The sequence below is a fragment of the Aminobacter sp. MET-1 genome (genome assembly GCF_026521175.1).
Taxonomy (GTDB): domain Bacteria; phylum Pseudomonadota; class Alphaproteobacteria; order Rhizobiales; family Rhizobiaceae; genus Aminobacter.
In genome coordinates this window covers 112,957-128,244 of sequence record NZ_JAMSHL010000012.1, presented here as the reverse complement: position 1 = coordinate 128,244, position 15,288 = coordinate 112,957, and the positions used below count along the sequence as shown (strand labels likewise).

The window sequence follows — 15,288 nt, the reverse complement described above, 5'->3', positions numbered from 1 at the left end:
TAGTGAGAATTGTAGAACCCTAACCGAGCGCTTCTTCTATTGCCTTTTCCACCAGCTCTGGCGTCAATTTGAACCATTCGGTTGCACTGAAGGATCGTCCATCCGGGCCCGTCACCCTTAGAGCGACGTGATACGTTCGAAGCGCTCGGTGGATAAGCTGTTCAGCTTCCTTCGCCGAGTGCCCCACCAATTCGAACGTTACCAGAATGTCCACCGGTGCAAACAAGAACGTGGCCTGCGTTTCAGCATGCGCGATGCGATCCTCAACTGCTCCCGATGTGGTACCCACCTTTAGCAGCCCCTGAACTTCGGGTTTGTCCGATCGGGAACGCAGCACGTAAACGAAGCCGGTCCGCGCGCCCTCGAACATTGGGCCGGCATTTGTGGCACCGATGCGTCGCGCATCCTTATCTTCGTAGAGCCGCCGCACAAGCGATGACATCAGCAGGTTCGATTCTGTTCCGTTATCGAAAATGACGCGCAGGCGAGCGTCCGGCTTGCCGTTGCGCCGATGCTCGTCGCGAAGATCCGCAACATGGACGAGTTGCCCCTTGAGAACGAAGAACTCGCCCAGTTCGACGCGCTCCTGCCGAAAAGGCTGGGGTCTGCGCGTCCCTTCGTCGACAGCCTTGCGTATGCTATCAAACAGCAGCCCGAAACGTTCGAAATCCGGGCATGGGCGCCGGTCGGCGACGAAGTCGGGTCGTGCCATCGGCTTCAGTTCGTCGCGCACCTCGAAGATATCGAGGCCGTCGGAAAGCAACGGATCATCGAGAGGATCGACGACGGTCGCCCCACCGAATACAAGGTGACCCGTGTCGTAATATGCGAGCCCCTCTAAGTCCGCTTTCGATGCCCGCAGCCCCGCTAGTTCATTAGCAAGCATGCGTTCTCGTACACTGCGCCCTGGCTCAGAGACCGGCTCGACACCCGTCTCATCGACAAAGGCGTTGATGCGCTCGATTACCTCGACGGCACGGGCGAGGAGGGGCGTTCGCGCTGCCTTAGGCTTTTCGTCAGGTGTGAGTAGAAGTTCGTCGGTGAGATAGTCGATCTTCTCAGGCATCGATCTGTCCTACGTCCGCGCCCGCCATGGCAGCACGTTTCTCCCGCGAAAGTTTGCGCATGAAGGCCAGAGCTTCTGCCAGCCTGACTTCGCGACCATTGGGAGAATTCAGGTTGGGTTCGCGGCCCTCGCGCTGGATGAATTCCTTGATGCGGGCATAGAGCTTTTCAGCCTCATCCTGCGTCATGCTTACCTTCAACGCACGAACCTCGCCGTGAAGGCGCGCGAGCAACTCCTCGGAAAGTTCCTTGGACAGCAGCTCGTAAGCATCATCAAAGTCGCGCCGACCGCCGAGTAAATCAACCTGCAACTCCCGCACGTTTATGAACCGCTTGGCTTGCTGCACAAACCTGTCGCCGGCGCTCGATGCCCTCGGGGCATTCTCGTCAGTGCCATTTTGTGGCTCGGCAAAGAGAGACTGTTCTCCCTCGGAGATGCCGGGCGTTTGGATAATGCTCGGGTCCTTAGCCACTTCGCGACCTAGTCCGGCGCGCACGCCGAAGAGGCCCACCGCGTCCCGGACCTGATCATCTGAGAAGCTTGGATACCGTTTCTTGATAACGTCCGTGACCACGAGGTCGTACATCACGTCCGTGTGGTGATCGTCGGGGTTGATCATGACCGTAAGCGTGCGCGAGTCGTTCTGCACATCTGCAAACAGGTCATTGAAGTCATTTTCGATCGCCTCGACGGCCTTCTCGTCTATTTCCGGCATGCCGACGATTTCAATCTCGCCCGCATTGGTCACCGGCTCCAGCTTCGAGACGTCGCTCGGCGAGCCGTCGAATTGGTCTGCACCTTTGTGCGTGCGAAACTTGAAGACCGGCGCCATTACCTGCTCCATCAGCAGCGATACCGATATGGCTTTGAGCATATCATTGACGGCGCGGCTGACTGCCTCGTCCTTCGCGAAGGGGGCGGAAACTAGGTTGGTGAACTGCGCCTGCCTCTTTCCAGGCGCATCCCGCGTCGCTCGACCGATGATCTGCACCACTTCGGTCAGCGAGCCCCGGTATCCGACCGTGAGCACGTGCTCGCACCACACCCAGTCGAAGCCCTCCTTGGCCATGCCGAGCGCAATGATGATATCGACGTCCTCGCGGTCCTTTACGGCGCGAAGGCTCGCCAGCACCTTCTCTCGATCGGCGCTGTCGTCCACGAGGTTCGCGATCTTGAGTGTATGGCCGTCCGCCGTGAGATGCACAAAGCCCGTCGCGGAGTCGACACTGGTCTTGGGGGTCTTGCCCAAGCGGTCGCCAATCGCATCCACGATAGCGTCCACCGCGAACATTTTATTGACCCCGCTGCCCTCGGAAGAGCCAACATGAGGGATATGCACGATCGTCTTCATGTGCGGGTCAAGGGCATCGCCAATCGCGTCTAGGTATTTGCCCTGGTAGAAGCGGAAGTTGATCCGCAAAGTCTTCAGGTATTCATAGCCATTGAGTTGTTCGTAGTAGGTGTAGATTACCTTCTCGAAACGGGCCTCGTCCTGCGGATGGAGCACCGCCGTGCCGTCGCCACGGAAGTACGACCCAGTCATGGCGAGGATATGCGCAGCGTCAGGACCCACCTCGCCAGCCCGGTCGACCAAACCGCGTAACAGGTTGCCGAGCCTACTGTTCTCGTCCGACGAAGCGTGGTGCAGTTCGTCCACACTGACGAGCGCACGGTCAAACAAGGTCACGTCATCGGTCTTGGCATACGCGGCGCGCAAGGTAGAGTGCGTGCACAGCGCCGTTTGCCCGCCACTCTCGCCGCGCAGGAACCCAATCAGCTCTTCCACCTTACGGCCCGTCTCGGAGCCGACGGTGCAGAGGTCGAGGTCAAGCCGCCAGTCCGAGTGGAAACCGTCTGCCGCAAGGCCTGTGTCTCGGAATGAGGCACCGATGGATCGCTCGGGCACCGAGATCACCACGCGGTCGACCGCTTTGGTGCGCAGCTTCTCCAGCCCCACGAACATTGCCGCACGCGACTTGCCTGAGGCAGGTGGCGACTTTACCAATAGGTGCTGCGCGTCCCGCTTGTCCCAGACCCGCGCCTGCATGACGCGCATGCCGAGATGGTTAGTTGCTTTGGACGCGCCCGTACCGTCGTAGTTGAGCGTAATGGAGCCGAGACCGTTCTCGCCCGCCTTGTTCTCCACCTCGCTCATACGCTGACCTCCTGCTTGATATTGGACGGTTTCCCATCTTCCAGCGCCATACGCTCGTAAAGTTGCAGCATGTGTTCGATCCGGTCAGCATCCGAGCGGTAGCGGCGCGAACCGAAGATCGTCTCCATAGTCTCGTCCAGCTCCTCATGTGCGCGGCGAAGTGGGCGCGGCATGGTGCCGGGGGTGTATAGATTGCCGAGAGTGCGGCCGAATCCCGCTTCCTTGCGCGCCTCATAGATTGCCCACCAATGCTCTTCCAGTTCCGCTTTGCGGCGTTCTGAGAGGGACGGAAGGGGAAACGTATTCCACACCAGCGTGTTTGAGTACCGTGGGTCCTCCTTAAGCCGCCCGCCCACTGTTTCTAACCACAGCCGGTGAAGGCGCGAGGACAAGATGGCAGCTTGCCATAGAGCGCCGTCGTAGAGGGCAAATGCCTCGCTGGACGTGATGTTCGTCTGGTCCATTAAATCCACAGGCAGGTAATCCCGGTCTTTACTGGCGGGACGCGGCACCATGATCGTATGCGAGGTCGCTTCGGTCTGAGGATCAAAAGCCCAAGGTGTTGCCGCCAAACGAACCGTCTGTGGCCGCGGGCTCTCTAATCGAAGCGCTCGCACTCGCTCAAACCGCTCGGCCAGCGCCGGGATGGCTTTGGCCGCCTCCACCTGGTCCTGCCGCACCCACAAACACCATCGCTCAATGCCCTTCATCAACTCCTGCGATCCGTATAGCCGTCGCGCAAATCTAGCTGCCTCCGGGTGTGCCTCGATCAGCGCGTCGCGCTCGTTTCGGTCGAGAAGCAGAGCTTCGCCGTTGTTGGGCATGTTTCCAAACACCATCGGCTCGAAGTCGAGCGCAAGAGGCTTGCGGCGCTTGTCCACGATCGTTGTAGTTCCGGGCGCCAGGTACGGGCCTATCACGTCAACGTCGCGCACTGTGTCACCGTCGAAGAGTCGCTTTGGCTTGTCGCTAGGCGCATCCATGCCGACGATCACGCAGGTAACGCCCGCATTGTGCGCAGCGAGGTTCGACCACTTAAACGAGCGGTGCGCGAAGCGAATTTCGAGTCCATCCATAAGGTAGGGCCACAAGGTCGGCACCGCCGCACCCTGTACAATCGAGTTCGTGGAGACGAACGCGAAAGGCGCACCCGTGTTGCGCGCGTATTCGGCCCCCTTCAGGAACCAGATGGCTACGTAATCCAGTTCGCCCCAGTTCGGCACGCGGCCTGCGAACACCGCTTTCATATCCGCGCGCTGTGGTTTAGTTTGGTACTTGGAGCCTTTGAACTGCGGGTTCCCAACCACGATCGTCTCCGACTCCGGATTCTGGGGGCAAACTTCTAGCCAGTCGATCTCGGCCGCATTGCCTTTTACAATCACACCAGCCTTCTGGAGTGGCAAGAAGTCAGTGCGTTGGCCAAGGTCAAGTTCCAGCTGCTGGTCGCACTGGTATTTGGCGATCCAAAGGCCCAGCCGTGCCGCTTGGCAGGCGAAGTCGTCGATCTCAATTCCAAAGAACTGCTCCAGCGCAATGCCCGACAGGCGCGGCATGGCGAGTCTGCGCAAGGCCTCGGTTTCTAGGGTCCGCAGTTCCTTGTAGGCTAGGATCAGAAAGTTGCCAGAGCCACAGGCCGGGTCGAACACGCGGATGCGGCCGAGCCGTTCAAGAAAGTCGCGCAGCCGCCCTTTATTCGCTCCAGCCCGCTCCAGCTCCGCCTGCAGCGGATCGAGCAGGATGGGCTCCAACACCTTCATGATGTTAGCTGGCGAGGTATAGTGCATTCCCAGTTCGCCGCGCTTCTCAACGTCGACGACAGCCTGAAGCATAGAACCGAAAATGTCAGGATTGATGAGCTTCCAATTCAACCCTGCACAGTCTAGCAGCAGCTTGCGGCAACGCCCATCCAGCGCCGGCATTGGCACGTTTTCTTCGAACAAGGAGCCGTTTACGTATTTCAGCTTGGACCAAGGACGGGTCTCCGGCAATCGCCTCTCTGGCGGCGTGTCCATATGTTTGAAGGCGTTCTCGAGAAACGCGGCAAGGTCGCTGCCGTCCACGTTCGACTGCCGCATAGCGGTCTCGAATACGTCTTTGTCGAAGATGCCGACATCGTCAGAAAATAGGCAAAACAGGATGCGCGCCATGAATATATTGAGCGCGTGGCGCTCCGCTTCTGTCGTCCAGCCGGGATTGGCGTCGCGCACCGCGTCATGGAAGCGCGAAATGAATCGCGTCGCCCGCACATCGGCCATGCGCTCCTTTTTAGGAACGTATCTCTCGTGCCCGCCAAGCGGAAAAAAAACGTCGCCCTCCAGCGAGAGCATATCGAGGCCGACGCGCAGCGGCTCCTCGTCGAACTTCGGGCTCGTATCATAGGCAGCGATCCGCTCGCCGTCATAGGCGAGGAGTATGCGCGGACGACGTCCTTTTGGCGAAGCCGCAGCTGCTGCACGCATCCGATCCAGCGCAGCGTCCGCTCCTCCCGGTCCTGTGGCTTCGAAGCGGAGCATTCGTGCCCACAAGAATGCCCCGTCTTTTGCGGTATCGCGCAGTTTCGTGATCGTGGCACGCGGCGCGCCTACTGCCTCCATCAACGCCAAACCGAACTCGCCTCCTGCTGGAGGTTTCGCGGCGAGGTCGTCAAGATTGGAGTATATTTCCCCAGGGGTCAGCATGTTCTTCGAACTCGTTCCTAGCCTTACTACACTTCGCGAATCGGTCCCGTACCCCTGCCGAATCGATTGACGACCGGTGCCGGAACTGCTTCCATTTTGAGATTAGTGCATTCTTCGGCAGCACTCGACCAGTCAACAGCCAATCACAGGCGCGGTGGGTCCATCACTTAAGTTTCGGGCCGCTCGACCTCATCCTAGTTGACGTTCATCTGCTGCCGATCTCCGCAGCAAATCTCGGCCGTGATCCCTCATACTTCAGCTTCAGCAGACAGCCACTCATTCACCTGACTGTCCGAAGCGGCCCCTTTCAGACGAGAATTGATTTTCGCCGCGATCAGACCGCCTCTTGGCGTTGGTCCTGAGCTTCATGTGCAAGTGTACGTAGCCAAAATGGACCAAGCGGTGCGGCTTGGAACCTTGGCACTGAGCCCGGCCCGACAGGGCGCGCCCCGACCAGCCTTACTCCGCAGCCTCGGCCTGCACTTCTTGCAGCTCTTCAGCCACATCCTTCTTCTTGCGCTTTTTCTTCCTGCCATCGGCGGCGACGGCTTGGTCAGCGATGAAGACCACGCTTCCCGGTACGTCCATCAGCTGCAGCGCCTTCATGCCGCGCATCAGGCTGATGCGGGAGAATAGCGGCAGGTTCAGCGATCTGCCGGCGGGGTCCTTGCGTGTCACAATGCCAAAGACGACACGGTACTTGCGATCCCGTACGAGGGCCACCAGTGCATCAGGGTCGCCGCCAGCCAGAAGGGTGCGGACAAGCGTCTCCAGCTTATCCACCGCTTGCGATTCCAGCCGCATGAGTTCGATCGCGTTCACCCCCTGATTGAAAAGATGGCTTAGCTGGGCCGACAGGGTCGAGACCTTGACGTGGTAGAAAGCAGCCACGCCGTCACGAACCGTCAGCAGGTCGCAGGGTTCGACGACGGTCTGCCCGTCCGGGCTGATGTTCTGCGTATCAAGGCAGACGATGGCGGCATCGGCGGCAGCAACGGCCGCGTTGTACTCCCCTTCGCTTGCATGGGTGTAGGCGGGCAGATCGCTGGGGGCGAACAGCGGGTCGAGATAATCGCTTAGACGCGCGATATAGGCGTTTTCGATACGGTACCAATTGCCTTCGCACAGATGGAACGTTTCACCCTCGGCGCCATCGAGCGTCGTGTCGAAGACAAGGCTCTTGTAGATGCTGTAGCGGTCGCGGCTGTTTCCGTCCTCGTCCGTCAGGATCAGCGCGTGCCGCCGTAGATCGTCTATGCCCATCTCGTTGAAATCGACCTCGTGCTCGTCGAGATAGGCGAAGTATCGCCCGATATAGACATCGTCGTAGACGAGGCTGCGTCCCGCGCCGGCGAAGGTGACGTAAACATTGTCGCTGTAATTGATGATTTCCGGGACCGTTAGGTTGAGGTCGGGATCGCGCGCGCGAAAGGCTTCAAGCAGTCGTCCGTTAAGCGCCTCGATCTGAGCCGGGTCTCGCACTGGAACGATGTTCTGAATTTCCGGAAAGGCTGCCTTGTAGGCATCGCTCTGATACAGCGCGAGGAGCTTTACGCATAGGTCCGGCAGCTCGTCCGCCTCGACATCCGTACTGATACGCAGATTGCTGGCGCCGGTCGCGTGCCGGAACAAGTCTTTATGCTCGTCGCGCACCTTCCCCGTCAGGCTGCGCAGGATCGTGCTGTCGCGGTCAAAATCGAACAGCGTCAGCTCGGATTCGATCGGCAACTGCGTGCGCTGGCGCTTGGCCGCGCCGGGATCGAGCGTGTCGGTGCTCTTGAGTTTGCGCGGGTCGAGGCTGTTGAGCGTGACCCGCAGCCCGAAATCATACTCGTAGCTGGAATCGACCAAACTATGGGAAACATGCCCGAACGACAGCGCAAAACACCTTCCCCCGACCGGCAGGAAGATCAGCGCGCCCTTCGTGACCTGGGTCAACTCGGCCTCAATGGTGAAATATGCCTTCCACCAGGGCGGGCGCGGCGCGCTGTCCAGCACGAACAGTGAAGCGTTCTCGGGCAGCCCCTGCGCCCTGACGTTATCGGCGAGCGCATGATCTTCCCGCAGCGCGTTCGCTGCGTCATAGTCTTCTTTCAGAAGGTAGATCGAAAATCCTCTGCTTTTCGCCATACTGCCCCCCGGCATCTGCGAAATGTAGTTATTCGTTCCTTATTCAGATATAGTCGCGCAGAATTGTCAACTTGATATGTCCGCGTGTTGTGCGCATCTCGGGAAGCATCAAAGCAACGCTGCAAGAACGTGCCGCGGTCTGGGCCCAACATGTACTGCAGCAATTCTGGCTGCCATCGGTTGCATTGAACCTCACTAGCGGTAAACGGGGCTAAATCGCCTTCACCGTTTGGGTCGATGCAGGCGCGGGCGAAACCCCTTTGACATCGCAGAGCGCGGCGCGGCGGCAAGCGCACATCGCACTCGCGAAGCCAGAAAAAGAAGGTTGGAATAAGCTGCCGTTCGCTTTCAGTGAAACTGTAGCGCCATCGTTTCGACCGCCTTAGGGTCGGTTGCTGAACGGCAGCTTGTTGCGAAACCCAGCCGTTACCGGACAGTTCGCTTCCGGCCCCAATCACGCCGAGAATCGGCCTCTGAACGTACGGCAGGTTTCGGTCAGCGGCAGTGCCAATCGGAACATGCGAATTGAAGGCCGACCGCGGAATGGCCGCTTTCAAGCGGCCTCGTTCGGCCTCTGCTCGTCTCGATCGATAAACGCCAATGCGCCGTCGAAGCACGGCGCAATCTGCGACACACTTTCCAACAGGTCGATACTGGCCATGTCGAAGGCGACGAGCTGATAAGATTGGCTTTCGCGCAGATGCCGCGCCGTCAGGCGGCACGCAGGCTGCCGACGATCAGCTTCACGAACACCGTCCTGGCTTCGGTGTCGGTTACCTTACCTGCCTGCAGTTCGCGCGCGATGGCCTCTGCCGCGCCCAACAGGCCAGTGCACAGGAGACGAAGCTTGTCGCCGGAAACAGGAGTGAAGGGTTGCAGCGCCAGGGCGACGATGGTGACGTATTCCCCCAGCATGCGCGACTGCTGGAGCGCTATGTCAGGGCTGCCCTGAAGGGCCGCGAAGATGGCAGGCCCTTCCTGGCCCATGTTGGACAGGCAGCCAAAATAGGCTGCGGCAATAGCGTCGGCCACGGCGGCAGGCTGGCCCGGCATTTCACTCAGCTCCTGGCGCAGCTGCTTTACATAATTGTCCTCCAGCCGCTGAAACAAGGCAAGCAGCAGGCCGGCGCGCGTTGAAAAATGGTCGTAGACGATCGGCCGGCTGACATCGGCTCGCAGGGCGAGCGTGCCCAGAGTGAGTTCATCGGCGCCCCGCTCCCGAACGATCTCAAGGGCCGTATCAAGCAGTTGGCTGCGGCGGCCATCTCTCGGCAGCTTCATATTTTTGCCCTCTCCTTGACGCCTACAATTTGTAGGTTACATTTTGTAAGTTCGCAGTCAAGCAGGAGATGGACATGGGTGACGTCACGGTAATCGGCCTGGGCGCGATGGGCACCGCATTGGCGCGCGCGTTCCTTTCCGCCGGCAAAACGACTGTTGTCTGGAACCGGACCTCGGCAAAGGCCGAAGCTCTGGGAGATGAAGGGGCCGCGGTCGCCCTGAGCGCCGCGGAAGCGGTCGCCGCCAGCCCGGTTCTCGTCATGTGCCTGTCGGACTATGCGGCGACGCGCGGCATTCTCGAAGACAAAGCCGTGGCCGAGATCGTCGGTGGGCGGCTTGTCGTGCAATTGGCCTCCGGCACATCGAGGGAAGCCCGAGCCATGGCGGCATGGGCGGCAAAGCGCGGTGCGGACTATCTCGACGGCGCAATTTCCGCGTGGCCGAGCCAGATCGGAGGAGCTGATGCCGCAATTCTGATTGCCGGTCCCGAGACGATTTTTGCCTCGGTCAGCCCCCTTCTTCAGGCGTTGGCCGGCAGCCTGGTGCATGTCGGCCCCGATGCGGGCCATGCCAAGGCGCTGTTTGGCGCTGCCCTGGCCTATTACGCCGCCCATTGGATCGGCTTCAGTCACGGCGCAGTCATCTGTGAAGCCGAAGGGCTCGATCCTGCTGGGTTCGGGGAGTTGTTGGCGGGCTCGGCACCGTTCTTCGCAGACGACATGCGTCGCATGGGCCGGGTCATCGCCACACAAAGCTTCAGCGCGCCTGAAAGCACGATCGGGTCCGTGCGCGCCGATATCGCGCGTCTCGTCGAAGTATCCGACAATCTGGAGATTGGCGCCGATTTTCCGAACTTCGCGGCCTCGGTTTTCCAGCGCGCGGTGGACGCGGGTTATGGCGCCGAAGAACACTGCGCGGTCACAAAGGTGTTGCGCGGCACCGTATGAGCCACGGTCGCCTGTGGTTGTTCCAAGTGCTGGCGCGTCCTCGGAATGCATCACAAAGGGGCTCTCCTTGTCGCGCTGCCAGACGTTTCGACTGAGATTGAGGCCTTGCGTCACGATATCGGGGCGGCGCAAAAAAACAGGTTGCATAATGCAATCAGATTTGTGACGTTGTGAGAATGCCAGCCCGGCATGCCGAAGCCCAAGGACATCAGGTGCAGGCCCCTCGGTCGTCGCCTGGTGTCCCGATCGTCTGCGGGCCGACTGAGACGCCGCGGCCACCAACCGCGGATCCCCCCGGAGAAGGACACGAAACCATGCCCAGGTTCATCACAATCGGATATGGCGATGCTGCCGGCTACGACCGCACAGCCCAGTCTGTCAGGGACGCTGCCCATGCACAGGACGCGAAACTGCGGTCGGAAGGCGCTGTCATAGGCATTGCCGGCAACCCGGTCCAGGTCCGCAATCCAGAGGCCCGCGACCTGCAAACGCGCGACGGACCGTTCATGTCGTCGGCTTTGCCGATCGCGGGCTTCGCCATCATCGAGGCGACCGATCTCGCCGCCGCCATCGCAAAGGTTTCGCAGGTACCCTGCGCGGTGGCGCATGGCGTCGTTGAAGTCTGGCCCCTGAAAGAGACAGGCTGATCGGCTCTCGCGACCGCCTACCATAGAGAGGCCTTCAGCCGGGACGTCACCTCGGCGCACTGCCGGTTTCCAACCGACGACCATCATGAGGTCCGCTGCCGAAGGCCGTCTCATGTTGCGCCGTTCGACTACTGGCTGTCTCGACCGATAAACGTAATCGCTTTCCCAGTTCGGCCGTGTTGACGCGATCGCATCAATTTCGCAGGATTTTCTCCATCGCCTTGCCCTTGGCCAGTTCGTCGATCAGCTTGTCCAGGTAACGGATTTCCCGCATTGTCGGCTGTTCGATGTCTTCGACCCTGACGCCGCAGATCACGCCTGTAATCAGAGATCGTGCGGGATTCAGTTGAGGCGCGGCGGCAATGAAATCCTCGCAGCTTGACTGCTTTTCGACCTGAGCATTCAGCCCTTCCTGAGTGTAGCCCGTCAACCAACGGATGATCTCGTCGACTTCCGCCTTGGTGCGTCCCTTTTTCTCCGCCTTGGCAATATAGAGCGGATAGACGCTGGCGAAGCTCATTGAATATATTTGAGGCTTGGTCATCGGGCTTCCTCAGTGCTGTTGCGTGAACAGCCCTCGCAAACTTAGACGAGATTCAGCTGCCAGGTGATGCCGAAACGATCGGCGACCCAGCCAAACCGGCGGCTGAAGCCATAGTCGCCGAGCGGCATCAAGGCGCTGCCACCGTCCGACAGGGCGGCAAACAAGCGCTCGACCTCTTCCTCCGTGTCACATTCCACGAACAGCGACATCGAGGGTGTGAAATTGAAGGCATGCGGGAGCGAATTCTCGCTGGCCATGAAACGACGCCCATTGAGGACAAAGATCGCGGTCTTAACCGTGCCCTCGGCCTGGCCCTCGCCGGGTTCCCAGAGATCGATCCGTTCGATACGGGCTTGGGGAAAAAGTGAGACGTAGAAGTCGACGGCTTGTCTTGCTTTGCCGTGGTTCTCTCCCGAGAACATCAGGAAGGTGAGGATGTCTTTCACGACGGATCTCCTTCAGTGACAATGAATATGCCGACGTATCCGGCAGTTGCGGATGTGGGCGGAAGTGACGTCAGGCTGTCTCGACAAGGGACTTGAGGCGGTCCAGCGCGCGGTCCCAGCCAGTTGCGATCGCAGTAAGGAACGCGCGCGCCTCTTTGATGCGGTGGGGGTCGAGTCCGTATCGCACTTCCCGGCCGTGGCGCTCATGCACCACCAGCTTCGCGGCTTCCAGCACTTGCAGGTGCTTCACGATCGCCTGTCGGGAGATGGCCTGCCCGTCCGCCAGGGTGGTAGCCGACAAGGCGCCGGCGGCCAGAAGCCGAGTGACAAGGGCAAGGCGGGTCGCGTCTCCCAACGCGGCGAACACACTCGCTAAGTCGTGTTCAGATCCGTTCGACATAGCGCCTGAGGTTCCCGATCTGCGCACTCCAGCCGCCCTCGTTCATCATGAAGGCGCGCTTGCGACGATGCGGCGGCACGCCTTCGAAGCCAGTTTCCGTAACTGTCAGCCGTGTGCCTTCGGCAACCGGTTTCAGACGAAACTCAACGAGGGTGGTGGATTCTTTCGCAGGATCATACGCCGCATCGATGCCATAGGGAATCCAGCGGAAGCTGAAAAGGCTCGGGGCTTCCATGCGTTCGACTGTACAAAAGACGGTATTCGGTTGAGGCAGACGTATGGCCGTCGGTTCAAGGCCGAACGAAACTTGGCATCGCATGACATATGCCTCGTCAAATCCACCCTCGAATGTGCCGGTTATTGTCTTACCCGGAGCAAAGTTCTGATTCAGTTTGATACCGAACCACTGTGCAAACTCATCAATGTTGGTGATGGCCTGCCAGACACGTTCGATGGGCGCCCGCAGCACGATCTCCTTCTCGATGCGATCGAATGTGTTCACTGCGCCTCCCATCGCGCCATCGTGCAACGAATTGGTTGCACCATACAAAGCCGGCCAGGATAGTGCAATCAAAGAGTTGCACATTCTGGATCGGGTCGGCGATCACGGCTTCCTTCAAGACGCGCAACTTGCCAGCATGGCAGGCGATACAATCCAGGAGGGCTTTAGAGCGCGATAGAGGAGATTTAGTTGTCATCATCGCTCGGCGCGGCGCGCCGGGCGAGATTCGAACCTGCTATCTGTCTCGAACGCAAACGCATGTCAGCTTTCCTTGTTCGCTCCCGGAGGGAGACCGTCTGTTTGCGGCCCCCTCGACGGACAATTCCGATCGGTGCCGCAGCTTGCAGCGACCCAAAAGCAGCGCATAAATGGAAGATATCGGCACGTCTGAAAAGACGACAATGCCGGGTCGATGGTTGCGGCCGATCTGGGCCTTGCCGTCTCTACCGCGACCGGGGAACGCGCATGACACAAGTGAGACATCATAAGAGCGGAAATTGGTTAGCCCGTCATCTCCAATATATGCTCCTATATGACCGTAGGCGATATATAAGCGTATATGGCGAAAGGTGATATATGAACGCATATTGACAGGAGTCATATACGAACATATATTGACCATATTCTGCATCGCGTGAGCGCCATGAAGATAAGAACAGCTCGTGACATTGGTATCCTGATAAAGGAGGCTCGCACCCGGCAAGGCCTGTCACAGGCTGCCTTGGCCAGGATGATCAATACCACGCAGACGTGGATTTCGTGGGTCGAGAATGGCAAGCCGAGCGCCGAGATCGGCAACGTACTGCTGGCGCTGACCACACTTGGCGTGGAGCTGGACTTTCAGATCCCGTCGGCGCCGACGTCGGCTGCTGGTCATCATCAAAATGCCGATGAACCGCATGTCGATGATGACGACCTCGAGCCCCCCTACAAGCTCTGAGCGACGATGATCATGGTGAACCAGATCGACGTCCTCGACGTCTACATCGCCGGCAGACCGGTTGGCGAGCTCCACCACCTGCAGAGCGGCAAGCTTTCATTCTCCTATCATGAGGCATGGATGGAAGGCCGAGTGGCGATCCCGCTCTCCCTGTCCATGCCCACCATCACGAGGACCTACGCGGGCAAGGTCATCGAGGCATTCCTCTGGGGCCTGCTGCCAGATAATGAGCAGACCCTCTCCAGATGGGCGCAAAGGTTCCAGGTCTCCGCCCGAAACCCCTTTGCCCTGCTCAAGAATGTGGGCCGCGACTGCGCCGGCGCCGTCCAGTTCCTTCCGCATGGCGACCCGCTTACCCGCGGCGAGGACGTGGTGTTGCTTAGCGAAGCGCAGATCGGCGAACGCCTGCGCGACCTGCGCAGGGACGGTGCAGCGACCCGGCGCATCGGCGATCCAGGTCAGTTCAGCCTCGCTGGAGCACAGGCAAAAACGGCCTTCCACTACGACAAGGACAATAATCGCTGGGGGATACCTCTTGGCGACACGCCCACCACCCACATCTTCAAGCCGCCTATGCCGCACCTGCACGGGCATACCGAGAACGAACATTTCTGCTTGCAGCTCGCAAACAAGCTCGGCATGGACGCTGCACACAGTCAGGTTCGCGACTTCGCAGGCGAAAAGGCGATCGTTGTCGAGCGTTACGACCGCCGCAACATCGACGGTAAGACCATTCGCATCCATCAGGAAGACATGTGCCAGGCCCTGTCGGTGATGCCGACGCTCAAATACGAGAACCAGGGTGGGCCGGGTGTCACGACTATCTCCAACAAGGTGATTTCGGCCTCACTGAACCCTGTCGGTGACCGTCAGAGCTTTATGGCGGCGAACGTTTTCAACTGGATCATCGCGGGCACGGACGCACACGCAAAGAACTACTCGATGCTGCTTGGTGCTCAGGGCGAGGCCCGCCTTGCTCCACTTTACGACATCTCCTCCATTCTCCCGCACCTTGGCGAAGGAGAAGTTCAGGCTGAGATGCGCGACCTCAAGCTGGCTATGAAGATCGACAGAACCTACCTTATTGACGAAATCATGCCGCGCCACTGGGAGCGCTGTGCGTCCTCGGCAAAGGTCAACGGCGAGTACACGATGCAGACAATCCGCCACCAGCTGGCGGTGACGCCCGATCTGTCATCGGACTGCGCCCAAGAGCTGCGCAAGGAGGGGATCATGCATGAGGTCGTCGATCGTCTCGTCGACGCGATCGCGACGCGCATCAAGAGTTTGTCCCGGATCTATGGAGAGGAGGCCGCCGCCGAGCCTGTGGAAGTGAGAGCAGGGCGGTGATAGCGGATCCAGGCACGGGGCCGGTAAAACAGCTACCCCGCTCTCGGTATTGAGAACCCCGCCCTGCCCAAGGGATTTTCGCTCAGACGGCCCGGACCGGCCAACTGGCCGACAACAGAGGCAGTGGGAAGGCAACTTGGATAGAAGCTGAAGGTGCTTCCTTCTATGCCTGATTTCATCGCGGACAGGCAGGCGGGTGAAG

General features: G+C 59.6%; 13 protein-coding genes. 4 read left to right on the top strand and 9 right to left on the bottom strand.

Features of this window, described 5'->3' with window-relative positions; genetic code table 11:
• Positions 1-19 precede the first annotated feature (19 nt).
• The 5 genes from NDO48_RS17700 to NDO48_RS17680 all read right to left on the bottom strand — a co-directional run bounded on the left by NDO48_RS17700 (position 20) and on the right by NDO48_RS17680 (position 9,310).
• A complete protein-coding gene (locus NDO48_RS17700; protein WP_267321956.1) occupies positions 20-1,066 on the bottom strand; it encodes a GIY-YIG nuclease family protein in 1,047 nt (348 codons plus the stop codon).
• Positions 1,059-3,221, bottom strand: a complete 2,163-nt coding sequence (locus NDO48_RS17695; RefSeq protein WP_267321955.1) for a DEAD/DEAH box helicase — start codon at positions 3,219-3,221, stop codon at positions 1,059-1,061. Before NDO48_RS17695 ends, NDO48_RS17700 begins: the two co-directional genes overlap by 8 nt.
• Entirely contained in the window at positions 3,218-5,899 is a 2,682-nt protein-coding gene (locus NDO48_RS17690; RefSeq protein ID WP_267321954.1) for a DNA methyltransferase, read from the bottom strand. The genes NDO48_RS17695 and NDO48_RS17690 overlap by 4 nt, the downstream gene beginning before the upstream one ends.
• A gap of 459 nt (positions 5,900-6,358) precedes the next feature.
• Positions 6,359-8,029 carry a DUF6119 family protein gene (locus tag NDO48_RS17685; RefSeq protein WP_267321953.1) on the bottom strand — a complete coding sequence of 557 codons (1,671 nt, stop codon included), beginning with the start codon at positions 8,027-8,029 and terminating at the stop codon, positions 6,359-6,361.
• Between the two features lie 711 nt (positions 8,030-8,740).
• Positions 8,741-9,310 carry a TetR/AcrR family transcriptional regulator gene (locus NDO48_RS17680; RefSeq protein ID WP_267321952.1) on the bottom strand — a complete coding sequence of 190 codons (570 nt, stop codon included), beginning with the start codon at positions 9,308-9,310 and terminating at the stop codon, positions 8,741-8,743.
• A 74-nt stretch (positions 9,311-9,384) separates the two neighbouring features.
• Between NDO48_RS17680 and NDO48_RS17675 the strand changes: the two genes are divergently transcribed.
• Complete coding sequence (locus NDO48_RS17675) at positions 9,385-10,257, top strand: NAD(P)-dependent oxidoreductase (protein ID WP_267321951.1); 873 nt, start codon at positions 9,385-9,387, stop codon at positions 10,255-10,257.
• 314 nt (positions 10,258-10,571) lie between these two features.
• Complete coding sequence (locus NDO48_RS17670) at positions 10,572-10,904, top strand: YciI family protein (protein WP_267321950.1); 333 nt, start codon at positions 10,572-10,574, stop codon at positions 10,902-10,904.
• 193 nt (positions 10,905-11,097) lie between these two features.
• Here NDO48_RS17670 and NDO48_RS17665 read toward each other — a convergent pair whose 3' ends face one another.
• From NDO48_RS17665 to NDO48_RS17650, 4 genes are all read right to left on the bottom strand, one after another.
• Positions 11,098-11,448 (bottom strand): DUF2200 domain-containing protein, encoded by a 351-nt coding sequence (locus NDO48_RS17665; RefSeq protein WP_267321949.1) that lies wholly within the window; start codon positions 11,446-11,448, stop codon positions 11,098-11,100.
• Positions 11,449-11,489: 41 nt separating this feature from the next.
• Positions 11,490-11,894: a VOC family protein gene (locus NDO48_RS17660; protein ID WP_267321948.1), complete on the bottom strand. Its 405-nt coding sequence runs from the start codon at positions 11,892-11,894 to the stop codon at positions 11,490-11,492.
• Positions 11,895-11,964: 70 nt separating this feature from the next.
• Positions 11,965-12,294 carry an ArsR/SmtB family transcription factor gene (locus NDO48_RS17655; protein WP_267321947.1) on the bottom strand — a complete coding sequence of 110 codons (330 nt, stop codon included), beginning with the start codon at positions 12,292-12,294 and terminating at the stop codon, positions 11,965-11,967.
• Positions 12,278-12,796, bottom strand: a complete 519-nt coding sequence (locus NDO48_RS17650; RefSeq protein WP_323848110.1) for an SRPBCC family protein — start codon at positions 12,794-12,796, stop codon at positions 12,278-12,280. The genes NDO48_RS17655 and NDO48_RS17650 overlap by 17 nt, the downstream gene beginning before the upstream one ends.
• Positions 12,797-13,439: 643 nt before the next feature.
• On the opposite strand from NDO48_RS17650, the gene NDO48_RS17645 reads away from it, so the two are divergent.
• Both NDO48_RS17645 and NDO48_RS17640 read left to right on the top strand, forming a co-directional pair.
• Positions 13,440-13,736 carry a helix-turn-helix transcriptional regulator gene (locus NDO48_RS17645; protein WP_040457500.1) on the top strand — a complete coding sequence of 99 codons (297 nt, stop codon included), beginning with the start codon at positions 13,440-13,442 and terminating at the stop codon, positions 13,734-13,736.
• A 6-nt stretch (positions 13,737-13,742) separates the two neighbouring features.
• Entirely contained in the window at positions 13,743-15,086 is a 1,344-nt protein-coding gene (locus NDO48_RS17640) for a type II toxin-antitoxin system HipA family toxin (protein ID WP_267321945.1), read from the top strand.
• The last annotated feature ends 202 nt before the right edge of the window (positions 15,087-15,288 follow it).